General features: G+C 65.4%; 21 protein-coding genes. 9 read left to right on the forward strand and 12 right to left on the reverse strand.

Annotated elements, in window-relative coordinates:
- Positions 1 to 57: 57 nt before the first annotated feature.
- Together ACLFLU_RS22700 and pcsA are read right to left on the reverse strand one after the other, a co-directional pair.
- Positions 58 to 792, reverse strand: coding sequence for a TerC family protein (locus ACLFLU_RS22700; protein ID WP_426407092.1), 735 nt, complete (start codon positions 790 to 792; stop codon positions 58 to 60).
- Complete coding sequence (pcsA, locus tag ACLFLU_RS22705; protein ID WP_426407093.1) at positions 789 to 1,526, reverse strand: phosphatidylcholine synthase; 738 nt, start codon at positions 1,524 to 1,526, stop codon at positions 789 to 791. Before pcsA ends, ACLFLU_RS22700 begins: the two co-directional genes overlap by 4 nt.
- A gap of 128 nt (positions 1,527 to 1,654) precedes the next feature.
- Here pcsA and ACLFLU_RS22710 point away from each other — a divergent pair, with 128 nt between their 5' ends.
- Positions 1,655 to 2,839, forward strand: coding sequence for a UbiH/UbiF family hydroxylase (locus tag ACLFLU_RS22710; protein WP_426407094.1), 1,185 nt, complete (start codon positions 1,655 to 1,657; stop codon positions 2,837 to 2,839).
- Positions 2,840 to 2,919: 80 nt separating this feature from the next.
- On the opposite strand, the gene ACLFLU_RS22715 is transcribed toward ACLFLU_RS22710, so the two are convergent.
- Complete coding sequence (locus tag ACLFLU_RS22715; RefSeq protein WP_426407095.1) at positions 2,920 to 3,873, reverse strand: AEC family transporter; 954 nt, start codon at positions 3,871 to 3,873, stop codon at positions 2,920 to 2,922.
- 106 nt (positions 3,874 to 3,979) lie between these two features.
- Between ACLFLU_RS22715 and hspQ the strand changes: the two genes are divergently transcribed.
- The gene (gene hspQ, locus ACLFLU_RS22720; RefSeq protein WP_018317973.1) at positions 3,980 to 4,312 is read left to right on the forward strand and encodes a heat shock protein HspQ; all 333 of its coding nucleotides are present in this window, start codon (positions 3,980 to 3,982) and stop codon (positions 4,310 to 4,312) included.
- Positions 4,313 to 4,390: 78 nt separating this feature from the next.
- Here the strand turns inward: hspQ and ACLFLU_RS22725 are convergent, their stop codons facing one another.
- Positions 4,391 to 5,218 carry an invasion associated locus B family protein gene (locus tag ACLFLU_RS22725; protein ID WP_426407096.1) on the reverse strand — a complete coding sequence of 276 codons (828 nt, stop codon included), beginning with the start codon at positions 5,216 to 5,218 and terminating at the stop codon, positions 4,391 to 4,393.
- A 259-nt stretch (positions 5,219 to 5,477) separates the two neighbouring features.
- Here ACLFLU_RS22725 and ACLFLU_RS22730 point away from each other — a divergent pair, with 259 nt between their 5' ends.
- From ACLFLU_RS22730 to ACLFLU_RS22740, 3 genes are all read left to right on the forward strand, one after another.
- On the forward strand, positions 5,478 to 7,325 hold the full coding sequence (locus ACLFLU_RS22730) for an extracellular solute-binding protein (RefSeq protein ID WP_426407097.1): 1,848 nt from the start codon (positions 5,478 to 5,480) through the stop codon (positions 7,323 to 7,325).
- Between the two features lie 4 nt (positions 7,326 to 7,329).
- The gene (locus ACLFLU_RS22735) at positions 7,330 to 8,832 is read left to right on the forward strand and encodes an AMP-binding protein (protein ID WP_426407098.1); all 1,503 of its coding nucleotides are present in this window, start codon (positions 7,330 to 7,332) and stop codon (positions 8,830 to 8,832) included.
- A gap of 84 nt (positions 8,833 to 8,916) precedes the next feature.
- Positions 8,917 to 10,140, forward strand: a complete 1,224-nt coding sequence (locus tag ACLFLU_RS22740; protein WP_426407099.1) for a GGDEF domain-containing protein — start codon at positions 8,917 to 8,919, stop codon at positions 10,138 to 10,140.
- A 12-nt stretch (positions 10,141 to 10,152) separates the two neighbouring features.
- Here the strand turns inward: ACLFLU_RS22740 and mfd are convergent, their stop codons facing one another.
- Together mfd and ACLFLU_RS22750 are read right to left on the reverse strand one after the other, a co-directional pair.
- A complete protein-coding gene (gene mfd, locus ACLFLU_RS22745; protein WP_426407100.1) occupies positions 10,153 to 13,671 on the reverse strand; it encodes a transcription-repair coupling factor in 3,519 nt (1,172 codons plus the stop codon).
- Entirely contained in the window at positions 13,668 to 13,958 is a 291-nt protein-coding gene (locus tag ACLFLU_RS22750; RefSeq protein ID WP_426407101.1) for a succinate dehydrogenase assembly factor 2, read from the reverse strand. Before ACLFLU_RS22750 ends, mfd begins: the two co-directional genes overlap by 4 nt.
- Before the next feature lie 183 nt (positions 13,959 to 14,141).
- On the opposite strand from ACLFLU_RS22750, the gene recG reads away from it, so the two are divergent.
- Positions 14,142 to 16,250: an ATP-dependent DNA helicase RecG gene (recG, locus tag ACLFLU_RS22755; RefSeq protein ID WP_426407102.1), complete on the forward strand. Its 2,109-nt coding sequence runs from the start codon at positions 14,142 to 14,144 to the stop codon at positions 16,248 to 16,250.
- On the opposite strand, the gene panE is transcribed toward recG, so the two are convergent.
- Positions 16,247 to 17,176: a 2-dehydropantoate 2-reductase gene (panE, locus tag ACLFLU_RS22760; protein ID WP_426414049.1), complete on the reverse strand. Its 930-nt coding sequence runs from the start codon at positions 17,174 to 17,176 to the stop codon at positions 16,247 to 16,249. The genes recG and panE overlap by 4 nt on opposite strands.
- A 105-nt stretch (positions 17,177 to 17,281) precedes the next feature.
- On the opposite strand from panE, the gene ACLFLU_RS22765 reads away from it, so the two are divergent.
- Positions 17,282 to 17,797, forward strand: a complete 516-nt coding sequence (locus ACLFLU_RS22765) for an AAA family ATPase (protein ID WP_426407103.1) — start codon at positions 17,282 to 17,284, stop codon at positions 17,795 to 17,797.
- An 11-nt stretch (positions 17,798 to 17,808) separates the two neighbouring features.
- On the opposite strand, the gene ACLFLU_RS22770 is transcribed toward ACLFLU_RS22765, so the two are convergent.
- From ACLFLU_RS22770 to glmS, 3 genes are all read right to left on the reverse strand, one after another.
- Complete coding sequence (locus ACLFLU_RS22770; protein ID WP_426407104.1) at positions 17,809 to 18,678, reverse strand: DUF1932 domain-containing protein; 870 nt, start codon at positions 18,676 to 18,678, stop codon at positions 17,809 to 17,811.
- Positions 18,679 to 18,786: 108 nt separating this feature from the next.
- Positions 18,787 to 19,557 carry a DUF502 domain-containing protein gene (locus tag ACLFLU_RS22775; protein WP_426407105.1) on the reverse strand — a complete coding sequence of 257 codons (771 nt, stop codon included), beginning with the start codon at positions 19,555 to 19,557 and terminating at the stop codon, positions 18,787 to 18,789.
- A gap of 79 nt (positions 19,558 to 19,636) precedes the next feature.
- On the reverse strand, positions 19,637 to 21,463 hold the full coding sequence (glmS, locus tag ACLFLU_RS22780) for a glutamine--fructose-6-phosphate transaminase (isomerizing) (protein ID WP_426407106.1): 1,827 nt from the start codon (positions 21,461 to 21,463) through the stop codon (positions 19,637 to 19,639).
- Between the two features lie 220 nt (positions 21,464 to 21,683).
- Between glmS and ACLFLU_RS22785 the strand changes: the two genes are divergently transcribed.
- Positions 21,684 to 21,914 (forward strand): hypothetical protein, encoded by a 231-nt coding sequence (locus ACLFLU_RS22785; RefSeq protein ID WP_426407107.1) that lies wholly within the window; start codon positions 21,684 to 21,686, stop codon positions 21,912 to 21,914.
- Positions 21,915 to 21,933: 19 nt separating this feature from the next.
- Here ACLFLU_RS22785 and ACLFLU_RS22790 read toward each other — a convergent pair whose 3' ends face one another.
- Both ACLFLU_RS22790 and glmU read right to left on the reverse strand, forming a co-directional pair.
- The gene (locus ACLFLU_RS22790; protein ID WP_426407108.1) at positions 21,934 to 22,110 is read right to left on the reverse strand and encodes a hypothetical protein; all 177 of its coding nucleotides are present in this window, start codon (positions 22,108 to 22,110) and stop codon (positions 21,934 to 21,936) included.
- A gap of 47 nt (positions 22,111 to 22,157) precedes the next feature.
- On the reverse strand, positions 22,158 to 23,525 hold the full coding sequence (gene glmU / locus ACLFLU_RS22795) for a bifunctional UDP-N-acetylglucosamine diphosphorylase/glucosamine-1-phosphate N-acetyltransferase GlmU (protein ID WP_426407109.1): 1,368 nt from the start codon (positions 23,523 to 23,525) through the stop codon (positions 22,158 to 22,160).
- A 180-nt stretch (positions 23,526 to 23,705) separates the two neighbouring features.
- Between glmU and ACLFLU_RS22800 the strand changes: the two genes are divergently transcribed.
- Positions 23,706 to 25,139 carry a hypothetical protein gene (locus ACLFLU_RS22800; protein ID WP_426407110.1) on the forward strand — a complete coding sequence of 478 codons (1,434 nt, stop codon included), beginning with the start codon at positions 23,706 to 23,708 and terminating at the stop codon, positions 25,137 to 25,139.
- The last annotated feature ends 386 nt before the right edge of the window (positions 25,140 to 25,525 follow it).

Here is a 25,525-nt window from a genome sequence, read left to right on the forward strand (position 1 = left end):
CCCGGCTAAGCGAAAGACATAGCGCCCGCCTTGTCAACTCGCCCCAAATTGGAACGGTTAGACGGACGGCTTGCTGGCCTTCTTGCGGTTGCGCTTCGCCAGCACGTTGAAGAACTCGACGGCCGCCGAGAACGCAATCGCGAAGTAGATATAGCCGCGCGGAATGTGGAATTTGAATCCGTCCGCGACCAGGGCGACGCCGATCAGCACCAGGAACGCCAGCGCCAGCATCTTGGTGGTCGGATGTTCTGCGACGAATCGCGCCACCGGTCCCGACGAAATGTACATGATCAGGCACGCGATCACGACCGCGGCGATCATGATTTCGAGGTCCTGCGCCATGCCGATCGCGGTGATGATCGAGTCCAGCGAGAACACGATGTCGATGATGATGATCTGGACGATCACCCAGAAGAAGGCGCTGCCGCCGGATTGCTTCTTCCCCTCGCCGTCATCGGCCTCGACCTCGGCGTGAATCTCGTGCGTCGCCTTCGCGATCAGGAACAGGCCGCCGCCGATCAGGATCAGGTCGCGCCATGAGAAGTCGTAGCCCGCAAACGAGAACACCGGCGCGGTCAGGCCGATCAGCCAGACCAGCACGCTGAGCAGGATGATGCGGAAGACCAGCGCCAGCGCCAACCCGATCTGGCGCGCGCGATGGGCCTGCGGCTCGGGGATGCGCGAAACGATCACCGACAGGAAGATGACGTTGTCGATGCCGAGCACGATCTCGAGTGACGTCAAGGTGAGCAGCGCGGCCCAGGCCTCGGGGCTGGTCAACAAATGCATCATGCGAAGGACTTGGCGAGGCGGATTAACGCGTCGCTGAACACAATCCAGAGCGCGATCGCGCAGAGCGCAACCGTCACGCCGGCGCCAACGCGAAAATCCATCTCCAGCGCGTAGAGCCCGAGCAGCGACCAGATCGCAATCAGCGACATCGTCAGCCAGCGCAGCCGCACGACGCGAACCGGATGCAGGACGTGGAACGGCACGAAGGTCAGCACCACCAGCGCCGCGACCAGCAGCGTCGACGACAGCGGCGGCCAGTGCAGCAGGAACAAATAGAACGCCGCCGCATTCCACAGCGCCGGAAAGCCGCGGAAATGATTGTCATCCGCCTTCATGCGCAGATCGGCGAAGTATAATGCGCTGGTGACGATGATGGCGATACCGAGCAAGGGCGCCGCCACCGGCAGCAACAGGCCGCTCGCCACGATCGCATAGGCCGGCACGAAGACATAGGTGACGAAGTCGACCACGAGATCGAGCACGTCGCCCGACCAGTTCGGCTGCACGTTCTTGACGTCGAGCCTGCGCGCGATCGGCCCGTCGACCGCGTCGATTATCAGGGCGACGCCCAGCCAGCCGAACATCGCAGCCCAGTGCTCGCGCACCGCCTCCAGCATCGCCAATAGCGCGATCGCCGCGCCGAAGGCGGTGAAGATGTGCACCGAAAACGCCGCGGCTCGGATCGCGGGCCTCGGCTTGAGGGAATCCTCTTGGCTGTCGATCTGAGTTTCCATGACTTCTGCTACCAGAACGGGACCGGTTTGCACATCCGCCGTCGCGGCATTGCGCCGCGCAATTCGTCATAAAATCAGGCAAAATAGGTGGGCTTGTATTTGCCGCAGGCCGTGTCAAATGTCATTCCATGACAGACGCATCCACACTCTTTGACGTCGGCGTTGTCGGCGGCGGACCGGCAGGCCTTGCGGCGGCAATTGCATTGGCGCAGGCCGGTGCGCGGACCGCGCTGGCGGCGCGGCGCCTGCCCTACGCCGACAACCGCACCACCGCGCTGTTAGGTGCCTCCGTCGACCTCCTGGAAAACCTCGATGTCTGGCCGCGCTGCAGGGACAAGGCGGCGGCGCTCGAGGTGATGCGCCTCGTCGACGACACCGGGCGGCTGTTCCGCGCGCCTGAGGTCCGGTTCTCCTGTCATGAGATCGCCCTCGACGCGTTCGGTTACAACATCGACAACCGCTCGCTGATGCTTGCGCTCGAGGCGCGCGCGGCCGAGCTTCCCAACCTCGTCCGTTTCGACGACGAGGCCGAGAACGTCGTCATCGAAGCCGATGATGTCGCAATCCGCACGGCGTCAGGACAATTCCTGACCGCGCGACTCGTGGTCGGCGCCGACGGCCGGCACTCGCTGTGCCGGGAGGCCGCCGGCATTGCGGTGACGCGGCGCAACCTGACGCAGACGGCGTTGACCTTCAACGTCAGCCATGCCCGCCCGCATCGGAACGTTTCGACCGAGTTCCACACGCCGCACGGCCCGTGCGTGTTCGTGCCCCTGCCCGGCAACCGCTCCAGCATCGTCTGGGTCTCGGCGCCCGCGGAGGCCGAGCGACTTCGCGGCTTGAGCGACGAAGACCTGTCCGCCGCGATCGAGAAGCAGTCGCATTCCATCCTCGGCCGCATGACAGTCGAGCCCGGCCGCAACCTGTTCCCGCTGGCGATCGAACGCCCGCAATCCTTCGCGCGCGACCGCATCGCGCTGGTCGGCGAAGCCGCCCATGTGGTTCCCCCGATCGGTGCCCAGGGCCTCAATCTCGGTCTGCGTGACGCGGCCGATATTGCGAGGCTGGCTGGCGAGGCTGTTACCGCCGGACAGGACCCCGGCACAGCCGACGTGCTCAAGCGCTACGACCGGGCGCGGCGTCCGGACATTTTGAGCAGAACCTTTGCGATCGACATCGCCAACCGCTCGCTGCTCAACGACTTCCTGCCGCTGCAGCCAGTTCGTGCCGTGGGCATGCACCTGCTCGGCGCCATCGGCCCGCTCCGGCGTTTTGCCATGCGCGAGGGGCTGACGCCGACCTGGCGGAAATAGCCGCGAATTAACGGTCAGCCGGAGCGCTCGAACGCCTCTCCCGTCGGGGAGCGGTGAACATCCAGTCGCGCGAGTCGCGTTCAGGGAAACGCCAACCGTCCGGTCTGGAGCAACCACATCACGCTGGTCAGCGTGACCACGGATGCGAACGTCCCGAGCAGCACGGCGACGGAGGCGGATTCGATCCAGGCGTCGTTCTGGCGGGCAATCACGAACACATTCAGCGCCGGCGGCAGCGAGGCCATCAGGATCGCGGTCGCGGCCCAGGGCTGCGCGAACGGACCGAACGCCAGCATCAGGCCGAACGCCGCGAGCGGATGGATCAGGAGCTTGACTGCGATCACGCCCGGCACTTCCCAGGGCACGCGGTCGAACGGCCGCAGCGCCACGGTCACGCCGAGCACGAACAAAGCGGTCGGAGCGGCCGCGTTCTGCAGGAAGGTGATGGTGCGGTCGAGCGCCACCGGCAGCTCGATATGGAGCGCCGCCACCGCTGCGCCAAAACAGGCCGACATGATCAGCGGGTTGAGCACGATCTGCTTCAGCACGACGCCGAAGGCATGCACGATCGAGGGATGGTCGCGATCGGAGAGCTCGATCAGGAGCGGCACGATCGTGAACAGGAAGATGCTGTCGCAGCAGAAGATCAGCGCGGTCGGCGCCGACGCCTTCGGCCCGAACACGGCCAGCGCCAGCCCCGGCCCCATGTAGCCGATATTACCGTAGCCGCCGGAGAGGCCCGCGAGTGTTGCCTCACGCAGCGTCAGGCCGCCGAGCACCTTGCCAACGACCAGTGCGAGCGTGAACGCGGCAACGGTCGACAGCGTGGTCGCAACCAGGAACGGCGGGTTGTTCAATTCGGAAAACGGCGTCTTCGACATGATCGCAAACAGCAGCGCCGGCAGCGACACGTAGAGCAGAAAGAAGTTCATCCAGGCGAGGCCCGATTCTGGTAGCGACTTGGCCTTGCCACACGCGAATCCGACGAAAATTAAACCGAAATAAGGTAGTGCCAGATTGAGGATATCGACCATTGATGAAGTGTTTTCTGAAGACCTGGGGGCTATCCACCCCTTAAGCAGACGTTAATTGCAACTGAGGGCACTAGCATCGGCCACAATCCTGGTCTATCGACGGGGAATGATTAAAGCGCGGACCGCCAAATTTCAGATCGGTCAGGTCGTTCGCCACCGGATCTTCTCGTTCCGGGGGGTGATTTTCGACATCGATCCGGAGTTCAACAACACCGAGGAGTGGTGGCTGTCGATCCCCGAGGAGGTGCGGCCTCACAAGGATCAGCCGTTCTATCATCTGCTCGCGGAGAACGCGGAGTCCGAGTACGTCGCCTACGTGTCCGAGCAGAACCTGCTGCCCGACGAGTCCGGCGAGCCGATCCGGCATTCCCAGGTCGCCGAGATCTTCATCAAGAACAAGGACGGCGGCTACCGCCCGCGCAATCCCTCGCTGAACTGAAGTTTTTGCCGATCAAGCGGCCAGCAAAAAAGGCGCTCGAACCGAGCGCCTTTTTCATGTCCGGGATTTGAGCCCCGATTACTTCTGGCCTGCCGGAGCTGCAGCGGGTGCGCCGGGTGCACCACCGTTCTGCTCAAGCTTCTTGCGCTGCTCGTCGGCCTTCTTCTGAAGCTCTTCCTGGAGCTTCTTTTGGGTTTCCTCGAACACCTTCGGATCGGTCGGCGGACCGTCATAAGCCTTCTGGAATTCGCCCGTGAGCGGCAGCGGCAGCGTCAGCGGCGCACCGTTGGCGTTGATTGCCTGCACCACGAGGTTCGCGCCCTTCTTCATGTTGGCGAGAAGCTCGGGCGTCGCCTCGTAGTCCGACATACAGCCGTTCTGGAAGCAGATCACATACGGGCTCTGCAGCGGCGGGTTGTTGTCGACGATGATGCGGGTGCCGTGCACGAGCTGCATGCCGAGCGGCAGCGTCACGCGCAGGATCTTCTTGGGCTCGCCTTCCGGCTCGATGATCACGGCCGCGATGACAGGCTGGCCCGATTCGATGCGGCCGTCCTTGCCGGTGAAGCACACCTGCTTGGCGTTGGCGTCCTGGCCCTTGAGGCAGAACTTGGTCCAGGGCGCGTAGATCAGCTGGATCTGCTGATCCGCGGGCTGGCCGCCCTGTGCCGCCGGAGCACCCTGCTGGGCCGGAGCCTGCTGGGCCTGGGGAGCCGGCGCGGGAGCCGCAGCTGGCGCCTTGGGGGCAGCCTTGGGAGCGGCTTTCGGGGCTGCCTTCGGCGCGGGTGCGCCCGGAGCCGGCGCCTGGGCCTCAGCGGCAAACGGGACGACCAATGCCGTCGCCGTCAACAGGGCGAGAACTCGCCCGCGCGGCCGGACGGACGCGGCCAAATAACGGAAATTCATTGCAGAAAACCCTTTCTGAACGGGAAGTGCCCGAACCGCTCCGAAGCGCCGAACCAAGCCGCCTTGGGCGCGGCTCTCTCCCCGTCAAATGAGGCAGATCAGTGACGGGCTCGGCGCTCGTGCGCGATTGCGTGCCTTCTTAACGCGGTCGACGGAAAGATCAATGCCGACAAGCGTCTTTGGCCACTTCCAGGCAGGCGCTCAGTGAAATCCCTGTGATAGGATTCAAGCCAGCCGGCCCTCGAATCAACGTGTCCGAATGTTCATGTTCCAGCGCCTGCTCGAGGGCCCCAGTGTCCGACTCAGTAGCCTCGCTTTGGCCCTCACCGTCGGGTTGTCGGCGTTTGGCTGTGCGCGGGCCGAGGAGGCCCATGCGATCGCCATGCACGGCAAGCCGGCGCTGCCGGCCGATTTCACCCACATGCCCTATGCCAACCCCGATGCCCCCAAAGGTGGCCGGCTGACCTGGGGCATCCTCGGCACCTTCGACAGCCTCAATCCGTTCATTGTGAAGGGACTGGCCGTGCAGCCGATCCGCGCCTACGTGGTCGAGAGCCTGCTGGCGCGCGGCCAGGACGAGCCGTTCACGCTCTATGGCCTGCTCGCCAAATCCGTCGAGACCGACGACGCGCGGAGCTACGTGACGTTCCGTCTCGATCCCCGCGCACGCTTCTCCGACGGCAAGCAGGTTGCCGCCGAAGACGTGCTGTTCTCCTGGCAGCTCCTGCGCGATCATGGCCGTCCCAACCTCCGGCAATATTACGCCAAGGTCGCCAAGGCCTGGGCGACCGATCCCCTCACCGTTCGCTTCGACCTCACCGGCGCCGACGACCGCGAGCTGCCGCTGATCCTCGGCCTGATGCCGATCCTTCCGAAGCACGCCGTCGACGTCGCGACCTTCGAGGAGACGACGCTGACAGGGCCCATTGCCTCGGGCCCGTATCGCGTCACGGCGGTCAAGCCCGGCGCCAGCGTGACGCTCTCGCGCAATCCTGATTATTGGGGCCGCGATCTCCCGATCAATCGCGGGCTGTTCAATTTCGACGAGATCCGGCTCGACTATTTTCGCGAGGCCAACGGCCTGTTCGAAGCTTTCAAGCGCGGCCTCTATGATTTCCGCGTCGAGAACGAGCCGCTGCGCTGGCACGACGGCTACGATTTTCCGGCGGCCAGGAGCGGCGACGTGATCCGCGACACCATCAAGCCCGGCGTGCCGCAACCCTCGGAATTCCTGGTGTTCAACACCCGCCGCCCGATCTTCGCCGATATCCGCGTGCGCCAGGCGCTGACGCTGCTGTTCGATTTCGAGCTGGTCAATCGCAACTATTTCTTCTCGCTCTATTCGCGCGTCGCCGGCTACTTTGCCGGCTCCGACCTGTCGGCCTATGCCCGACCAGCGGATGCGCGCGAGCGCGAGCTCCTAAAGCCCTTTGCCGTGCAGATCCCGCCGGACATCATGGATGGCAGCTACCGGCTTCCCGTCACCGACGGCTCGGGGCGCGACCGCACGACGCTGCGCGCAGCGCTCAAACTCCTGTCCGACGCCGGTTACGACCTCGACGGCACCGTGCTGCGCAACCGCGCGACCAAGGCGCCCTTCACCTTCGAGATGCTGGTGACGACCCGCGACCAGGAGCGCATCGCGCTCGCCTTCCAGCGCGACCTCAAGCGCGCCGGCATCGCGCCGAGCGTACGTTCGGTCGATCCCGTGCAGTTTGACCAGCGCCGGCTGGCCTACGAGTTCGACATGATCCAGAACCGCTGGGACCAGTCGCTGTCGCCCGGCAACGAGCAGTATTTCTATTGGGGAAGTGCTGCCGCCGATAATCCGGGCACCCGCAACTACATGGGCGCCAGGGATCCCGCCGTCGATGCCATGATCAAGGCCCTGCTTGAGGCCCGTGATCATACGGATTTTGTCGCGGCGGTGCGGGCACTCGACCGCGCTTTGATCGCAGGCTTCTACACAATCCCCCTGTTTAACGTATCCGAGCAATGGATCGCGCGCTGGAATCGGATAGAACGACCATCGACCACTGCGTTGTCCGGCTACCTGCCGGAGACCTGGTGGTCGAAGGGTGAGCCTCAAGCCAGTCCAGCGAAGTGACGCCGTGAACCAGCCAGCCGTATCGCCGACGCTCGACACGCTGTTCCAGCGGACGCTGATGCGGCAGCCGCACGCGCCTGCTCTGCTCGATCCTCTCAACAAATCCCGCATCACCGGACACCAGCCGCGGCGGCTGACCTACGCCGAAGCCGACAAGGCCATCGAGGCGCTGTCGGCGCATTTCGTCGAATCGGGCCTGCCGGCCAATTCGGTGATCGCGATCCAGTTGCCTTCCACGGTCGAGTTCGTGCTGACGGTGCTCGCTGCCCATCGCGCCGGCCTCGTGGTTGCCGTGTTGCCGCTGCTGTGGCGGCAGGCAGAGCTGGCAGCCGCGCTCAACCGCACCGCGGCGCGCGCCATCGTCACCATGAGCAAGGTCGACGGTGTCAGCTATTCCGACCTTGCGATGCATGCCGCCGCGGAAGCCTTCTCGATCCGCCATGTCTTCGGCTTCGGTGCTGATTTACCCGAGGGCATGGCCTCGCTCGACGAGGTGCTGGCGCGCCCGCCCGGCACCACGCGCGCGGTGATCCAGGACGGCCGCAAGGCGGCGATGATCTCCTTCGATGTCACCGCCGAGGGCTTTCGCCCGGTGCCGCGGCCGCATTTCAGCCTGATCGCGGGCGGGCTTGCGATGTCGCTGGAAGCCGACATCCAGCAGGGCGCGACCGTGATGGCGGCGTTCGCGCCGATGTCGTTCGCGGGCCTCGCCTCCTCGCTCGCGGTGTGGCTGCTCTGCGGCGGCACGCTGGCGCTGCATCATCCGTTCGAAAGCGAGGTGCTGGAGCAGCAGATCAACGAGCACGGATGCGACGTGCTGATCGCGCCGGCCCAGCTCGCTTTGCGCCTCGGCGATTCCGGCCTCGCGGCGCGGATGCCGACCTTGCGCAACGTCATCGGGCTGTGGCGCGCGCCGGAGCAGGTCGCCGCCAGCGAAGCCTGGATCGCGCCGCATGCGCCGCTCACGGACGTCTATCTGTTCGGCGAGGCCGGCCTGTTCGGTGCCCGGCGCGGCGAGAACGGCATGCCGGTGGCGGTGATGCCAGGACCGCATGGCGCGCCGCGCGAACAATCCGGCTCCTCGATCGCGGGCGATATTCTGCTGACCCCGAAGGGCACGCTCGGCCTGCGCGGCCCGATGGTGCCGATCGCGGCCTACGCGCCGCCGCAGCCGGTCGGCGAGACGCTGACGGCGCAGCCGCCGCGCGACTATGTCGACACCGGCTATGCCGCGCGGATCGACCGCGCCAGCGGCGCGATCTGCATCACCGCGCCACCCTCGGGCATCATGGCGGTCGGCGGCTATCGCTTCCTCTCCAACGACCTCCAGGAATGGGCGCGCCGGCTCGGCCAGGGCGCGCTGCTGACGGCCCTGCCCGACCGCCTGTCGGGCCATCGGCTGGCCGGCCGGGCCCAGGACAATACCCGCGCTCGCGAGGCGCTGAGCGAGCTCGGCCTTAACCCCCTGATGGTCGAGGCTTTTCGCGACCGCTCGGGGCCGGTTTGAGCGCAGTTTCGCCCGGAACATTGACGCTGCATTAAGGCGGCGGGACTAGATTGCGCAGCATCGATTGCGTGATCAGAGTATCCCATGTCCCAGGCGGGCCCGATCCTGTTTGTGTCCAACGCCGAGCGCCCCGCCTTCATTGCGGCGCTGGACGAGGCCCGTCTCTTTCCCGTTGTCGACAGCGATTGGGCAAGCGCGGCGCGCGCCGTCGAGCAGGTTCAGCCGGCCGCGGTCCTCGCCGCGATGTCCGGCGGGCACGAGCCGCATATGGCTTTGCTCGCCAGGAAGATCGCCGATCAGCCGCTTTATCTCCCGCTGGTCGCGCTAGATGCGCAAGCTTCGCTGCCCCATAACGCCCTGCCCTTCGCCACGCGCGGCAACGCTGCCGAACGCCTGATCGCGCGCCTGCGCGCCGCGATCCGCGTCCGCACGCTGCACGCCACCGTGCTGCGCCGGCTGCCGGAGGCGAAAGTCGCAGTGCCGGAGACCGATCCGGTGCGCGACGCCATCGTGCTCTTGATCGGCCGCGGCGCGGCTTATCCGGCCCTCTCCGTCGCGCTCGGCGAGCGCACGGGTGTGGTCGGCGCGCTCTCGATCGAGGCCGCGGCAAAACACCTCAACACCCGCGACATCGACGGTGTCGTGCTCTCCGACGGTTTCACCCCGCGCGTCACCGATGCTTTCCTCACGGTGCTCGCGGAGGATACGCGCTTTCGCAACCTGCCCGTGGTCGTCACCGCGCACCAACTCACCCAGAGTTACGACCTGCCCAATCTCGAGCTGATCGCGGGCGAGCCCGCGAAGGTCGCTGCCAACGCGCTGCCGCTGATCCGGCAGCACGCGATGGAAGCGCAATTGAGCCGCACGCTGCGCTCGATCGATGCCGGCGGCTGGCTCGATCCGCGCAGCGGCCTGTTGACGGTCGAAGCCTTCGCCCGCGATTTTGCCAAGGCGGTCGAGCAGACGCTCGCCCGCGGCGGCGGCCTGTCGGTGGCGCGCTTTGCCTTCGATCCCGGCAATCCCCGCGCGCAGCTCGATGCCGCACGCATCCTCAGCCGCCTGATGCGGCAGATGGACTTTGGCACTGCGCAGAAGGACGGCTCGGTGATCGTGGTGTTCGCGGAGACTGATTTCCGCACGGCACATATGATCGCCCGCCGCCTCTCCGCGGTGATGAAGCACACGTCCAATGGCAAGCACGAGATGCGCAGCGATCCCGTCGTCAGCGTGGATTCGCTGTCGCCGTCGGATACGGCAAGGTCGCTGCTCGGGCGGCTGTCGGCGGACGCGTCAAGGGCGGCGTCGTAGCCACGATCTCGCCTACGCCGCCTTCTTTTTCTGCGCGAGCTGCGCCAGCTGCCGCATGATCTCCGTGGTGCCGGCGAGACGCTCTTCCGGCGTCTCCCAATCCTGCAAGAACACGACCTTCATGTCGGGCCGCACCTTGGCGGCCTGGCCGTAGCTGCGAATGAACGTCACCAGGCGGTCGGGATAGGCGAAGGAATTGTCGCGGAAGGTGATGACGGCGCCCTTCGGACCGGCATCGATCTTCCCGACATTGGCCTGGCGGCAGAACGCCTTGATCGCGGCGACCTTGAACAGATAGCGCACCTCGTCCGGCAGCACGCCGAAGCGGTCGCGCATCTCGGCGCCAAAGTTCTCGATCTCCTCCTCGCTGTCGAGATCGGCAAGGCGCCGATAGAGCGACAGTCGTACCGAGAGATCGCCGACGTAATCTTCCGGAATGAGCACGGGCATGCCGATGGTGATGGTCGGCGACCAGCGGTCGGCGGCGGGCTCGGACACGCCGGCCTTGAGGTTGACGATCGCCTCCTCCAGCATCGACTGGTAGAGCTCGAAGCCGACCTCCTTGATGTGGCCGGACTGCTCCTCGCCCAAGAGGTTGCCGGCGCCGCGGATGTCGAGGTCGTGCGAGGCGAGCTGGAAGCCGGCGCCCAGCGTCTCCAGCGATTGCAGCACGGTGAGCCGGCGCTCGGCCTGTGCCGTGATCTTCTGCTGTGCCGGCAGCGTGAACAGCGCGTAGGCCCGCAGCTTGGAACGGCCGACGCGGCCGCGAAGCTGGTAGAGCTGGGCGAGGCCGAACATGTCGGCGCGGTGCACGATCAGCGTGTTGGCGTTGGGAATGTCGAGGCCGGATTCCACGATGGTGGTCGACAGCAGGATGTCGAACTTGCCGTCGTAGAACGCGGTCATGATGTCCTCGATCACCGCGGGCGGCATCTGCCCGTGCGCAACCGCGACCTTCATCTCCGGCACGTTCTTGTCGAGGAAGTCCTTGACCTCGGCGAGGTCGTCGATGCGCGGCACCACGTAGAACGCCTGGCCGCCGCGATAGCGCTCGCGCAGCAGCGCCTCGCGGATCATCAGCGGATCGTGCGGGGCGACGAAGGTGCGCACCGCGAGACGGTCGACCGGGGGCGAGGCAATGATCGAGAGCTCGCGGACGCCGGTCAGCGCCAGTTGCAACGTGCGCGGGATCGGCGTCGCCGACAGCGTCAGCACATGCACCTCGGAACGCAGCGCTTTCAGCCGCTCCTTGTGGGTGACGCCGAAGTGCTGTTCCTCGTCGACGATGACGAGGCCCAAATCGCGGAACTTGATGGCCTTGCCGAGCAACGCGTGAGTGCCGACGACAATATCGACCGAGCCGTCGGCGATTCCCTTCTTGACCAGGTTGAGCTCCTTGGTCGGGACCAGGCGCGAGGCCTGCGCCACGTTGACCGGAAAGCCCTTGAAGCGCTCGGTGAAGGTCCTGTGATGTTGGCGCGCGAGCAGCGTGGTCGGCACCACGACGGCAACCTGCTTGCCTTCGAGCGCAACGGCAAAGGCCGCACGCAGCGCCACCTCGGTCTTGCCGAAACCGACGTCGCCGCAGATCAGCCGGTCCATCGGACGGCCGAGCTCGAGGTCCTTCAGGGTGGATTCGATGGCCCCTAGCTGGTCCTCGGTCTCGTCATAGGGGAAGCGCGCGCAGAACTCGTCATAGAGGCCCTGCTGCACCGGCAGCTTGGGTGCCTCGTGCAGGTGGCGCGCGGCAGCGATCTTGATCAGCTCGCCCGCGATCTCGCGGATGCGGTTCTTGAGTTTGGCCTTGCGGGTCTGCCAGCCGGAACCGCCGAGACGATCGAGCTCAACCGTGGTCTGGTCGGAGCCGTAGCGCGACAGCAGCTCGATGTTCTCGACCGGGAGAAACAGCTTTGTCTCGGCGGCATAATGCAGCTCGAGACAGTCATGCGGCGCGCCGGCGACGTCTAGCGTCTGCAGGCCGATGAAGCGGCCGATGCCGTGATCGACGTGGACGACGATGTCGCCCGCGGTGAGGCTCGTCACCTCCGAGATGAAATTGTCGAGCTTGCGGCTCACCTTGCGCGGGCGGACCAGGCGGTCGCCCAGAATATCCTGCTCGCTGATCAGCGCGATCTCGTCGGTCTCGAAACCGCTCTCGAGGCCGAGCACGGCGAGCATGGTTTCGTTGCGCGGGGTTGCCTGCACCGTCCGCCAGGCGTTGACGCTCGTGGTGTGGGTCAGCTTGTGGTCGCGCAGCATCGACGTCATGCGGTCGCGCGAGCCTTCGCTCCACAGCGCGATCACGACCTTCTTGCGGCTCGCCTGCAGGCCCATGACATGCGCGACGACAGACTCGAACACGTTGACCGTGCTGTCGTTACGCTCGGGCGCGAAGTCGCGGCCCTTGCGGGCGCCGGCATCGACGACCGACGTGCCGTCGGTCGGCACCGAGAATGCCGTCAGCCGCGCCAGCGGGATGTCGCCGATCCGCTTGCCCCATTCGCCCTCGGTCAGATAGAGCCTGTCCGGCGGCAGCGGCTTGTAGATGGCGCCGCCGCCAGGATGCTCCATCGCATCGCGGCGGGCCTCGTAATAGTCCTGGATCTGCTTGAAGCGCTCGCGGACGGCATCCTCGGCCTGCGGCTCGATCGCGACGGCTGCCCCTTGCAGATAGTCGAACAGCGTGTCCATCCGGTCCTGGAACAGCGGCAGCCAGTGCTCCATGCCGGGATGGCGGCGACCTTCGCTGACGGCCTCGTACAGCGCATCGTCGCGCTCGGGTGCGCCGAACTCGGCGACATAGCCCATGCGGAAGCGGCGGATGGTGTCGGTGACGAGCTGGAATTCCGAGATCGGCACCAGGTCGAGCGCGCGCATGTCGAGCAGCGTGCGCTGGGTCTCGGCGTCGAAGGTGCGGATCGATTCGAGGCTGTCGCCGAAGAAGTCGAAGCGCACAGGCTGCTCGAGGCCGGCTGGAAACAGATCCAGGATGCCGCCGCGCACGGCATATTCGCCGGGCTCGCGCACGGTCGAGGAGCGGTTGTAGCCGTTGTGCTCGAGCCAGGCGACGATGGTGTCCATCGGCACGACATTGCCCGGCGCAACCGACAGCGCCTGCGCCGCGACCAGCTCGCGCGCGGGCACGCGCTGCACGATTGCGTTCACCGTGGTCAGCACGATCAGCGGCTTGTCGCTGCCGGTCAGCGGGGCCAGCCGCGCCAGCGTGGTCAGGCGTTGCGCCAGAACGCCGCCATGTGGCGAGACGCGGTCATAAGGCTGGCAATCCCAGGCCGGAAAGGTCAGCACGGGCAGGTCGGGCGCGAAGAATTGCAGCGCGCGTTCGAGTTGCTGCATCCGGGCACCGTCACGGCAGACCACCGCAAGGCTGACAGCCGGTTTCTTCGGCCGCGCCGCGATGGCGCGCGCGAGATCGGAGATGACGAGGCCTTCGGCGCCCTCGGCGACATTGGCAAGCGTCAGTGCGCGGCCGGGCGTGAGCAGCTCGGCCGGAGATTTCATTCCCGGTTTCATACGTCGCGGTCCGCGATCGGATAGGCTTTGATCCGGGCATACAACGCGCCAGGGACATCAGCTGGCAGCACCTTGTCACCGGTGATGGCGGCGTAGAGGTCGGGATCGTTGACCTCGAGCAGGGTCTCGAGCTCAGTCAGCTCGGCGTCGGAGAGATTGGCGATCTCGGCATCCGCGAAGCGGCCGAGGATCAGGTCCATCTCGCGCGTGCCGCGGTGCCAGCAGCGGAACAGCAACCGCTTGCGGCGGTCGTCCAGCCCGTTGCTCGATCGTGTCGTTCCCGTCATGTCTCAAATCCAGTCAAACGCCGAAAGCCCGGACGTGCCGGGCCGGGGTGATATAGCTACTCGAACCTGCCGTGTCAGCCCTCGATTTGGCATGGCTTGATGCCCGCGAAGGATTGCAAAAAAGACGTGGATGCCCGGCATAAAGCCGGGCATGACAAGCCGAAACGATCCTAGACTCTCCTGATGCGCCCCAGCCTGCTCAATCCGCTGTTTGCTCCCGTGACCAGCCTGCCCGGCGTCGGTCCGAAGCAGGACAAGCTGCTGCAATATCTGCTCAGCCGCAACGAGACGCCGCGGCTGGTCGATTTGCTGCTGCATCTGCCGAGCCAGGTCATCGACCGCCGGGCGCGGCCAAAGATCCGCGACGCGGTCCAGGGAACCATGGTGACGCTGGAGGTCACCGTCGACCGCCACCGCCCGCCCCCGCCGCGCAATGCCCGCGCGCCGTATCTGGTCTATGCCAGCGACGACACCGGCGACGTCGTGCTGACCTTCTTCCGCGCCAAGCCCGGCTATGTCGAGAAGTTGCTGCCGATGGGCGAGAAGCGCTTCGTCTCCGGCACGCTGCAGATGTATGACGGCATCCCGCAGATCGTTCATCCCGACCGCGTGCTCGACGAGGAGGCGATCTCGAAGCTCTCGGGCATCGACCCGGTCTATCCGCTCACCGAGGGCCTCGCGCTCGGCTCGCTGCGTCGCGCGGTCGCGCAGGCGCTGCAGAAGCTGCCGCACTTGCCCGAATGGATCAGCCAGGACGTACTGCGCCGCTGCAATTTCCCGCCGATCGCGGAAGCGCTCAACCGCGTGCATCAGCCGGTCGAGCTGACGGACATTCTGCCGGATCAGCGCTACTGGTCGCGCCTCGCCTTTGACGAGCTGCTCGCCGGCCAGCTTGCACTCGCTCTGATCCGCGCGCAGCTGCGCCGCCCGGCCGGGGTGCGCAATGCCGGCGACGGGCACCTGCGCCACAAGATCATCGATGCGCTGCCCTATGCTTTGACGTCCTCGCAGCGCGACGCAGCCGCGGCGATCGCGAACGATCTGCAACAGCCGGTGCGCATGCTGCGCCTGCTCCAGGGCGACGTCGGCTCCGGCAAGACCGTGGTGGCGCTGCTGGCAGCCGCGGCCGTGGCCGAAGTCGGCAAGCAGGCCGCGCTGATGGCCCCGACCGAAATTTTGGCACGCCAGCACATCAAGACCATCGCCCCGCTCGCCGAGCGCGCCGGCATGCGGGTTGCGATCCTCACCGGCCGCGAAAAGGGCAAGGAGCGGCGCGAGATCATCACGCAGCTTGCCGAAGGCGAGATCGATCTCCTCGTCGGCACCCATGCGCTGATCCAGGACGACGTGATCTTCCATGATCTGGCGCTGGCCATCGTCGACGAGCAGCACCGTTTTGGCGTGCGCGAGCGCCTGGCCCTGACCTCGAAGGGCGAAGCGGTCGACGTGCTGGTGCTGAGCGCCACGCCAATCCCGCGCACGCTGGTGCTGACCTATTTCGGCGACATGGACATCAGCGAACTCCGCGAAAAGCCCGCCGGCCGCCAGCCGATCGACACCCGCGCCGTCGCCATGAGCCGGCTCGGTGAGGTCATGGACGGCGTCGGCCGTGCGCTCGAGTCCGGCAAGCTGGTGTACTGGATCTGCCCGCTGGTCGAGGAGTCCGAGGCCGAAGGCACCGAGCATCTCACCAACGCGACCAAGCGCTTCGAGAGCCTGCAGAAGCGCTTTGGCAATCGCGTCGGCCTCGTCCATGGACAGATGAAGGGCGCCGAGAAGGATCGCGTCATGGGCCAGTTCGCCGCCCACGAGATCGGGCTTCTGGTCGCAACCACCGTGGTCGAGGTCGGTGTCGACGTGCCGGCCGCCACCATCATGGTGATCGAGAATGCCGAACGCTTCGGCCTCGCCCAGCTGCACCAGCTTCGCGGCCGCATCGGACGCGGCTCGGAGGCTTCGACCTGCATTCTGCTCTACAGCGAGCCGCTCGGCGAAATGTCGAAGGCGCGGCTGAAAGTGATCCGCGAGACCACCGACGGTTTCCGTATCGCCGAGGAAGATTTGAAGCTGCGCGGTGAAGGCGATGTGCTCGGCGTCCGCCAGAGCGGCCTGCCCGGCTACCGCATCGCGCGCTCGGAGGTCCACGGCCAGCTTATCACGCAGGCTCGCGACGAGGCGCTGCGCATCATGAAGGACGATCCGAAGCTGAAAGGCGAGCGCGGCGAGGCGCTACGCTGCCTGCTGTATCTCTACGAACGGGACGAGGCGATCCCGCTGATCGGGGCGGGTTAGCTGGCCGCTCTTTGCCGCCCGACCTCGTAGGCGGCGACATGCGCGCGGGCGAGATCGAGCGTCGGCGTGGCGATGCCGAGGGCGCGGCCTCGATTGGCCATGTCGCCAAGGATGTGTTCAGCCTCGGTGACCGAACCGCGTTCGATATCGCGCAGCATCGACGCTTTCAGCAGCGAATTCTGGGTCGTGAACAGTTTTCGGTCGAACTCGATGAATGGCGCGCGCGGTTCGAAACCTGACGCCGTCGCAACGGCGCAGTGTTCCGCGAACAGGCGGAAGATCAGTTCCTCCCCCTTCGGCACCGTCAGGATGTCGCCAATGCTGGCGCGCATCAGGCAGGTGATGCCGGCAAGCGTCGAGAGCTGAACGAATTTTTCCCACATGTCCTGCATGATCGCTTCGCTGGCGCGCACATCAATACCGGGAACATTGAGCAGTTTCTGCAGTGCCAGCACACGCTCGCTCAGCGTCCCCTCGATCTCGCCGAAGACCACCGTTTGGTTGGCCATGAACTGAACCACTCGGCCATCCGCATCGAGCCCGGCACTGACGTTCGCCAGTCCGCCGAGGACGCGAGCTGTGCCGAACTGCGCGGTCAGGGCGTCGATATGTTTCAGCCCGTTGAGGATTGGCAAAACCATGGTGTTTGGTCCGACGGCCGGTGCAAACTGGCTCATCGCGTCTTCAAGCGAGTAGGCTTTCACGCCGACGAATACAACGTCGTACGGCTCCTTGAGATCATTTGCCTCGACGATCTTCGGCTGCACGGCAAAGTCGCCATGCGGGCTCACGACCTGCAATCCATCACGCCGCAATTGCTCCGCCCGCTTCGCGCGAACCAGGAAAGCCACGTCGCCACCTGCCCGCACGACACAGGCGCCGTAGTACCCTCCAAGCGCGCCCGCGCCGATCACCAACACTCTCATGCGAACTCCCATTGCCTGCGTCGCGTATTGAGACACCGCATGTTTGGAACGGCAAGCAGAAAGCGCAATCTTTCGCCGCGGCCGATTTCATGAAAACCTCCGGCCATGCGCCGGATCATCGTCGTTGGCAGCCAGGGAAGCGGAAAGACCAGCCTCGCGCTGAAGCTCGGGCGAAAGCTGGGACTGCCGGTCGTGCATCTCGACGTGCTTTACTGGCGGCCAGGATGGACACCATCCGACACGGCCGGTTTTCGCGTGCGCGTCGCTGAAGCCATCGCGGGCGACGAATGGGTCGTCGACGGCAGCTTCTCGGGGCTGGCCTTCGATCTCACGCTCGCCCGCGCCGAGCTTCTGGTCGTCATCGAACGACCGCGCTGGCTTTGCCAGTGGCGCATTCTCTGGCGCTCGGCCTTCGATCGCGACACGACGCGGCCTGATCTGCCGGAGGGCTGTCCGGAGCAGTTCGACTGGAAATTGATGCGGGAGGCCTGGCGCTACAACACCGAGCGCATGCCAGTCATCGAGGCCGAGCGCATGCAGTATGGCGCGGATGTCCCGGTCGTGCGCCTGAGCAACGACCGGGACATCGTGAATTTCCTGGATTCGATCTCAGTGGATTGAGGCCAGATAGCCTAGGCTTTCTTCTTCGCGATGCTTGCGGCGAACGCCTTCAATAGCGACGCATCGACCGCCTCGCCCTTGGCGTCATCGGCCAGGTGCTCGAACCATTTGGCAAAGCCCTCGTAGATCTGGCTTGCCGGATGATCCGGCCCGAGGAAGCCGGAAATTTCCCGCATCTCCGCGACCCAGCGATAGGCCTTCGGGATCATGTCGGGCAGCGCGACCTCGAGCCGCGCCAGGATCGCCGGCTGGCTGAGCGCGAGCTCGTCGCGCAACGCATCCGCGGCACCCGCCTTGGTTGCCGCAACCACCATGGCCGAGCCGATCCCGGCGAGACCCTTGACGATACCGGCGTAAGACATCTTGAGCGCCGAGGCCGCACCGACCGGACCTTCGACGACGCGCAAATCGAGCCCGAACTCTCTGAGCACCGCGACATCCTTGGCATGTTCGCCTGACATGTAGAACGCCGGGCTCTTGCCGCCCGGCTGCGGCGGGAAGCCGATGATGCCGCCATCGACGAACGGCGCCTGCGCCGAGCCGATGATCTCCTCGATCCGCTTGACCGTGTCGACATTGACGGCGTTGCAGTCGACCACGACCGGCTTTTTTTCTCGCTTTACGATCAACGCGGCCAGACGCTCGGCCAGCGCCACCGCCTCGCCCGGCGGCACGATCGAGAGGATGATGTCGGCGTCCGCGATCGCCTCGTCCTCGGCGCCGACCATGCCGGCATCCGCCGCCCGTTTCAGCGTCGCCTCGCTTCGCCCTTTCAAGGACGTCAGCACGCGCGCGCCGTTCTCGCTCAGGCGGCGGGCCACCGCGCTGCCCATGGCACCGGGCGCGAGGATCGCAATGGTCTTGGACGTCGGCTTGGACATCGGGGCACTCCAGTTCGAATTCCGAGCGTTGGCGCTCGGTTCGACCGGAACATTAGCAGAGGAAGCGAACGCCCGCGTGATCCGCGGCCATCCCGCCGCGGAATGCCCCTACTCCGCCTTCGCAGGCTCGGGCTGGAGCATCGAAGCGTTGGCAATGCGCGCGGCGTTCGCCATGCCGGCGAGCGCGGCTGCCTTCTTCGGATCCGGCGCTGCGCCCGGCTGCACCACGCCGGCGGACATGATCAGCGTCGCGGCATCCTCGGCGCTGAGGTCGACCTCGATGATCTTGCTCCTGGGCACATAGAAGAAGAAGCCGGTGGTCGGGTTCGGCGAGCATGGCAGAAACACCGAGACATGATCTTCCTGCCCCGGCAGGCTGCGCGCGATGTCCTCGTTCGGTGATTGCGAGATCAGCACGATCGACCACATGCCGGGCGATGGAAACTCGACGAGGCCGACTTTGCGGAAGCTCGAGCCCTTGCCGGAGAACAGCGTCTCGAACACCTGCTTGAGGCCGCGATAGATCGCGCGCACCGCCGGGATCCGGCCGAGGAAGGTCTCGCCGACATCGACCAGCGTGCGGCCGATCAGGTTCGCTGCGAGGAAGCCGACCAGCGTCAGCGTGAAGAATGCGACGATCAGTCCCCAGCCGGGAATGACGTACGGCATGTAGGTTTCGGGCCGATAGGCCAGCGGGATGAACGGCCGCACCACGCCATCGACCCAGGTGACAAACCACCAGACCAGATAGAACGTGATCGCGATCGGCCCCGTGACAATGAGGCCGGTCAGGAAATAATTGCGAAAACGGCCCATCAGGCCGGTATGCGGCTCCGGGGCGGGATCAAGAGGGGCAGGCGCGTCGTCGCGGGTGGTCATTCTGGTTCCAGGTCGGTCGCTTCGTTCAAGCTAGGGGCTTCTAGCAGGTTTTGGAAGAGCGCGGCCTGGTCCGTTCTGCCTATTCCACCGTCACGGATTTCGCGAGATTGCGCGGCTGGTCGACGTCGGTGCCCATCACCACCGCCGTGTGGTAGGCGAGCAGCTGCACGGGGACGGCATAGACCATCGGTGTGAAGGCCGCGGCCATATCAGGCATGACGATAGTCACGAGCGATTCCACCGTCGCCTCCGCCGCGCCCTTGGCGTCGGTCATCAGGATGATGTTGCCGCCGCGGGCGGCGACCTCCTGCATGTTGGAGACGGTCTTCTCGAACACGCGGTCGTAGGGCGCGATCACGACGACCGGCATGGTCTCGTCGATCAACGCGATCGGCCCGTGCTTGAGTTCGCCGGCGGCATAGCCCTCGGCGTGGATGTAGGAGATTTCCTTCAGCTTCAGTGCGCCTTCGAGCGCCAGCGGATAGCTGGTGCCGCGGCCGAGATAGAGCACGTCGCGGGATTTTGCGATCCGGTGCGCGAGCTTCTCGATCTGAAGCTCCGTGGTGAGCGCATCCGACATCAGGCGCGGAATTTCGACCAGACCGTGCACAAGCTTGGTCTCGTCCTCGGCGGACAATTCGCCGCGGGCCGTGCCGGCGGCAATCGCCAGGTTCGCCAGCACCATGAGCTGGCAGGTGAAGGCCTTGGTCGAGGCGACCCCGATTTCGGGGCCGGCCAGCGTCTGCAGCACGGTCTCGCTTTCGCGCGCGATGGTCGAGGTCGGGACGTTGACGACGGCAATCGTGTGCGCGCCTTCGGCCTTGGCGTAGCGCAGCGCAGCCAGGGTATCGGCGGTTTCGCCGGATTGCGAGATGAAGATCGCGAGATCGCCCTTGCGCAACGGCGCTTCGCGGTAGCGGAATTCGGAGGCGACGTCGACCTCGACCGGCACGCGCGCAAAACGCTCGAACCAGTATTTTGCGACGATGCCGGCATAGCTTGCGGTGCCGCAGGCCGTGATGTTGATGCGCTGGATGTCCTTGAAGTCGAACGGCAGCTTGACCGGCAGCGAGACGCGCTCGGTCGCCATGTCGACATAGCGCGCCAGCGTGTGGCCGACCACTTCCGGCTGCTCGTGGATCTCCTTCGCCATGAAGTGGCGGTAGTTCGCCTTGTCGACCAGCGAGGTCGAGGCGGCGTGCTTGATCTTGTCGCGCTCGACCGCGTGGCCGTCCTTGTCGAAGATCGTTGCGCTCTTGCGGGTCAGGACCACCCAGTCGCCGTCTTCGAGATAGCTGATCGTGTCGGTGAACGGGCCGAGCGCGATCGCGTCCGAGCCGAGATACATCTCGCCGTCGCCGTAGCCGATCGCCAGCGGCGGGCCGTTGCGGGCACCGATCATGAGGTCGTCATCGCCGGCGAAGATGAAGCCGAGCGCGAAGGCGCCGCGCAAGCGCGTCAGCGTCAGCTTCACGGCTTCCACCGGCTTGTTGCCGCGCGTCAAGAGATCGTCGACGAGATGCAGCACGATCTCGGTGTCGGTCTCGGTGTGGAACACCGTGCCCTTCTCTTCGAGCTCCTCGCGCAGCTCGCGGAAATTCTCGATGATGCCGTTGTGGACGAGCGCGACGCGCTCGGTCGCATGCGGATGGGCATTGTTGACGGTCGGCTTGCCGTGTGTGGCCCAGCGGGTGTGACCGATGCCGGTCGTGCCCTTCAAGGGCTCGGCCTCCAGCCTCTTCTCCAGATTCTTCAGCTTGCCCTCGGCGCGGCGGCGCTCGAGATGCTTGCCTTCAAGCGTGGCGACACCCGCGGAATCGTAGCCGCGATATTCAAGACGTTTGAGCGAATCCACCAATTGCTCTGCAACCGGCTCGCGCCCGAGAATGCCGACAATCCCGCACATGCGGATCAATATCCCCCAAATCGTCGAAAAATCGCCTAAACGACGCGCTCGGTTTTTAGCGAAGTTCCTAAGGAACCAGATACTCAATAATTATGACGGATTGCGACAGCATCGGGTGACGGCGTGCCTTCGCCTGCGTCGACGTGACCGGCTTAAACCGCGCGAATTAACTTGTTGTCAACAAGTTTGGCCAACGATTCCCGCACGGGAGATCAAGGCCATGAAAGTCACGTCCGACCGCAAAGGACTGCCGCCGACCTATCTGCTCGCCAGCGAGACGACCGGCACGCACCTCGCGCATTGGCCGCCGCCTCAACGCGCCATGGAGCGAGGCAAGGAGAGCAAGCCTGTCCTCGTCACGCAGGCTGCCGGCGAACCGGCAAAGCGCGCCAGGCCGCGCGGCTGGCGCTTGAAGCGAGCGTTGTTCTCGGAAGTCGCCGACGACGACTAAGGTCCGCAGCGTTGCCGCTTCACATTTGAATGATAAAGGCCAGCACGACAACGAGCCCCCAGACCACCAATCCCATTGCAAGGGACTCGCCGTAGTGCGGCTCGCCCTCGCCGAACAGCTTCAGCACCCACCGTCCCGTCGCCACGAAGAAAAGCTCACCGAGCAGATTGATCACACCGGCAAGGAAGTAGATCATGGGTGTGCGACCCTCACCACATCCGGCAGAACCTGGCTCTCGTCCGCTCACTTCTCCGGCTTCTTCTCGACCTTCTTGCCACTGGTCTTCATCTCGCGGTAGCGCGCTGCGCCCCCTTCGCGGATGGTCTGCGGGCTACGCTCAAGCGCCATCGCATCGTCGGGCACGTCGCGCGTGATCACCGAGCCCGAGCCGATATAGGCGCCGTTGCCGATCTTCACGGGTGCCACCAGCGAGGAGTTGGTGCCGACGAAGGCGCCCTGCCCGATCACCGTCTTGTGCTTCTGGAAGCCATCGTAGTTACAGGTGATGGTGCCCGCGCCGATGTTGGAATTGGCGCCGATGGTAGCGTCGCCGATGTAGGAGAGATGATTGACCTTGACGCCGGCCTCCAGCGTCGCGGCCTTGGTCTCCACGAAATTGCCGATCCGCGCGCCGTCGCCGAGCGACGTGCCGGGGCGCAAGCGCGCATAGGGCCCGATCGAGACGTTCTTGCCCAGCGTCGTCTGCACGATGTGCGAGAACGAATGGATCACCGTGCCGTCGGCGATCGACACGCCCGGTCCGATCACCACGAACGGCTCGATGGTGACGTCCTTGCCGAACAAAGTGTCGGCGGCAAGATAGACGGTTTCGGGCGCGATCAGCGTGACGCCGGCCTCCATCGCAGCCTTGCGCAGCCGCGCCTGCATCACGCTTTCGGCTTCCGCAAGCTGGGCCTTGGTGTTGATGCCGCGCACTTCGTCCTCGCTGGTTTCGATCACCACGGACTCCCATCCATTGTCGCGGACGATGCCGACCGCATCGGTCAAATAGTACTCACCCTTGGAATTCGCATTGCCTATTTTGTCCAGGATCGCGAGCGCGCGGCGGCCGTCGATCGCCATCACGCCGGCATTGCACAGATCGATCTTGCGCTCGTCCGCGCTGGCGTCGGCATGCTCGCGGATCGCGACCAGGCGGTTGCCCTCGACGATGAAGCGGCCGTAGCCGGTCGGATCCGCCGCGCGAAAACCGAGCGCGGCAATCGCAGCACCTTTCGCGAGCGGCGCACGGAGCCGCGCAAACGTCTCGGCCGAGATCAGCGGCGTATCGCCGAATGCGATCAGGACGTCGTCCACGCCGCGCGCAATCGCCTCCCGCGCCGCCAGCACCGCGTGCGCGGTGCCGAGCCGCTCGGCCTGCACGAAGATGAGCGCGTCCGAGCGGATCCGCTTCGCCTCGTCCGCAACCGCCTGGTGATCGGGGCCGATCACGACCGCAAGCGCAGTGCCGGTTCCGCGCGGTGCGGCACCGAGCACATGGGCAAGCAGCGTCTGGGAAGCTACCGGATGCAGCACTTTCGGCAGGCTGGATCGCATGCGCGTGCCTTCGCCGGCGGCGAGCACGATCGTGAGGCTTGAGCGGGCGGTCATCGCAATCCTGTCAAATACGGCCGAATCGATCATCCCATCGACGGGCGACAAGCCGATGTCGCCTGAGCTAGCCGCCTTGCTACCCCCGCAAACGCCCGGAATTCAAGTGCGAGTGGGTTTTCCTGTTAATGTTCCCTGATTGATTCGGGGAAGCTGGGCAGGGCTGGGCACTATACGTTCATGGCAAAGGATTCCGACCCACTGGCGGACGCCTTCGGCGACAAGGAGACCGGCGGGCTGTTCTCCGGACTTTTGGCCGAGGAGAGCACGTTCGATCGCCGCATGATGTGGCGGCTGGGCTCGTGGGGCGCGACCGCGGTCGGCGCCGTCGTGATCGCCGTGATGGCCAACCAGGCCCAGCTCGGCTGGCAGCGCGACCAGGTCGCCTCCGCCGATCTCGCCCGCCAGTCCGACCGTCTCCAGGTGCTGACCAAGGAAAGCCAGCTCGAAGCGCGTCGCCTCGCCTCCGCCATCGACACGCTGAACACCGATCGCGACCGCCTCTATTCGCGCGTCACGGTGCTCGAGCAGGGGCTTGATTCCGTCACCGGCGCCATCGCCAAGCAGAGCGCGACATCGCCGCAGGCCCCGGCGCCGAAGCCGCAGGACACGCCCGTCGCCGCCGCGCAGCCCCCGGCCCCGGATGTCGCACCGGTCGCTTCGACCGCAGCCTCGCTGGTCGACAAGCCGCGCGCAGGTGCCGGCAAGGAGGCCAAAGAAACGTCGAAGGAAATATCAAAGGAAGCTTCGAAGGACAGTTCGAAAGACGCCGCGAAGGATCAGCCAGGCCCGCCGCCGCAGACTGCGGCCGCCGCTTCGCTCGTTCCGCAGTCGCCGATGACGACGTCGGCGGTGCCGATCCTTCCGCTGGTGCCGTCGAAGTCGATCATGGCGCCGCCTGATCCGGCGGCCTCCAAACTGATTCAGCCCGATGCCTCAGAGAAGAAGCCCGAGGCGGCGCCCGCTCCCACCGAGGTCGCAGCTGCCCCAGCCAAGCCGCCCGAGGCGACCGAAGCCGAATCTCCCGCAATCGCAGTCCAGCAGACGCGCTTTGCCATCGATCTCGGCGGTGCCAACTCGGTCGACGGTCTGCGCGCGCTCTGGCGCGGCCTGAGCAAGTCCAATCCGGAGGTCGCAGCACTTCGGCCGATCATCATGATCAAGGAAGGCAATAACGGGCTCGGGATGCAGCTGCGTCTGGGTGCCGGCCCCCTGATCAATGCTGCCGCCGCCGCAAAGCTCTGCGCCGGCCTTGCCGAGAACAACCGCCACTGCGAGACGACCGTGTTCGACGGCCAGCGCCTGTCGATGCGCGGCGGCGCGGACAAGGGCCAGGATAAGGCTCAAGACAAGGCTTCAGACAAGAACCAGGACAAGAGCGCGGAGAAGAGCCAAGAGCAGGGTCAAGAGAAGGGTCAGGACTCGGTGCCGCAAGCTGAAGCTGCCCCTGCGCCTGTCGCCAAGCCGGACAAGCACCGCCGCAGCTACTCCTCAAAGCGCTCGTCAAAGCGCGAGGAGCCCGCGCCGGCGCCCGCACCGCAGCCAGCAGCGACCGCTGCCAAGCCGGAGACAGCATCGGCGAGTTCGACGATATCGTCGTTCTTCAGACGGTAGGACTTATCAGGGCTTCCGATTGAATCGGCAGAGCGTCTCTGCTGAGACTGCGCCACTCAAAGAATGGCCACCAACTGGCTGATCTTGATGGCCGCGCAAATGATCATGCCCCAAAGCGCAAAATTGACCTGCAGCGCCTCAACCATTGCCAACCTCGCTCGCATCCTCGCAGTCGCGTTCTTGAACGGCGTGATCCGTTCCTGGTGGGATCGATCACGCCCACGCTTTAGGCCGAATGTTAGGTGACGTTGGAACCCTCGCAAATCCGTATGGCTACGGTTTTGATGCGTTCGGAGTGCCGCAAATGCATGCAGCGGCCCCCGCGATCGCCCCCAAGTGCAAAAATCCGCGCGCCCCTGTTGCTCCCTCCCGCCATCCCGACCATA

It is taken from the genome of Bradyrhizobium ganzhouense (genome assembly GCF_049949285.1).
In the GTDB taxonomy this organism is placed as follows: Bacteria; Pseudomonadota; Alphaproteobacteria; order Rhizobiales; family Xanthobacteraceae; genus Bradyrhizobium; species Bradyrhizobium ganzhouense.

Excerpts from the sequence above, each read along its gene's own strand:
- glmU (WP_426407109.1), bottom strand. The coding sequence starts at position 23,525 with ATGACCGCCCGCTCAAGCCTCACGATCGTGCTCGCCGCCGGCGAAGGC.
- panE (WP_426414049.1), bottom strand. The coding sequence starts at position 17,176 with ATGAGAGTGTTGGTGATCGGCGCGGGCGCGCTTGGAGGGTACTACGGC.
- ACLFLU_RS22710 (WP_426407094.1), top strand. The coding sequence starts at position 1,655 with ATGACAGACGCATCCACACTCTTTGACGTCGGCGTTGTCGGCGGCGGA.
- pcsA (WP_426407093.1), bottom strand. The coding sequence starts at position 1,526 with ATGGAAACTCAGATCGACAGCCAAGAGGATTCCCTCAAGCCGAGGCCC.
- glmS (WP_426407106.1), bottom strand. The coding sequence starts at position 21,463 with ATGTGCGGGATTGTCGGCATTCTCGGGCGCGAGCCGGTTGCAGAGCAA.
- hspQ (WP_018317973.1), top strand. The coding sequence starts at position 3,980 with ATGATTAAAGCGCGGACCGCCAAATTTCAGATCGGTCAGGTCGTTCGC.
- ACLFLU_RS22700 (WP_426407092.1), bottom strand. The coding sequence starts at position 792 with ATGATGCATTTGTTGACCAGCCCCGAGGCCTGGGCCGCGCTGCTCACC.
- ACLFLU_RS22800 (WP_426407110.1), top strand. The coding sequence starts at position 23,706 with ATGGCAAAGGATTCCGACCCACTGGCGGACGCCTTCGGCGACAAGGAG.
- ACLFLU_RS22750 (WP_426407101.1), bottom strand. The coding sequence starts at position 13,958 with ATGACGGGAACGACACGATCGAGCAACGGGCTGGACGACCGCCGCAAG.
- ACLFLU_RS22730 (WP_426407097.1), top strand. The coding sequence starts at position 5,478 with ATGTTCATGTTCCAGCGCCTGCTCGAGGGCCCCAGTGTCCGACTCAGT.
- ACLFLU_RS22790 (WP_426407108.1), bottom strand. The coding sequence starts at position 22,110 with ATGATCTACTTCCTTGCCGGTGTGATCAATCTGCTCGGTGAGCTTTTC.
- ACLFLU_RS22765 (WP_426407103.1), top strand. The coding sequence starts at position 17,282 with ATGCGCCGGATCATCGTCGTTGGCAGCCAGGGAAGCGGAAAGACCAGC.
- ACLFLU_RS22725 (WP_426407096.1), bottom strand. The coding sequence starts at position 5,218 with ATGAATTTCCGTTATTTGGCCGCGTCCGTCCGGCCGCGCGGGCGAGTT.
- ACLFLU_RS22770 (WP_426407104.1), bottom strand. The coding sequence starts at position 18,678 with ATGTCCAAGCCGACGTCCAAGACCATTGCGATCCTCGCGCCCGGTGCC.
- mfd (WP_426407100.1), bottom strand. The coding sequence starts at position 13,671 with ATGAAACCGGGAATGAAATCTCCGGCCGAGCTGCTCACGCCCGGCCGC.
- ACLFLU_RS22715 (WP_426407095.1), bottom strand. The coding sequence starts at position 3,873 with ATGGTCGATATCCTCAATCTGGCACTACCTTATTTCGGTTTAATTTTC.
- ACLFLU_RS22740 (WP_426407099.1), top strand. The coding sequence starts at position 8,917 with ATGTCCCAGGCGGGCCCGATCCTGTTTGTGTCCAACGCCGAGCGCCCC.
- ACLFLU_RS22785 (WP_426407107.1), top strand. The coding sequence starts at position 21,684 with ATGAAAGTCACGTCCGACCGCAAAGGACTGCCGCCGACCTATCTGCTC.
- recG (WP_426407102.1), top strand. The coding sequence starts at position 14,142 with ATGCGCCCCAGCCTGCTCAATCCGCTGTTTGCTCCCGTGACCAGCCTG.
- ACLFLU_RS22775 (WP_426407105.1), bottom strand. The coding sequence starts at position 19,557 with ATGACCACCCGCGACGACGCGCCTGCCCCTCTTGATCCCGCCCCGGAG.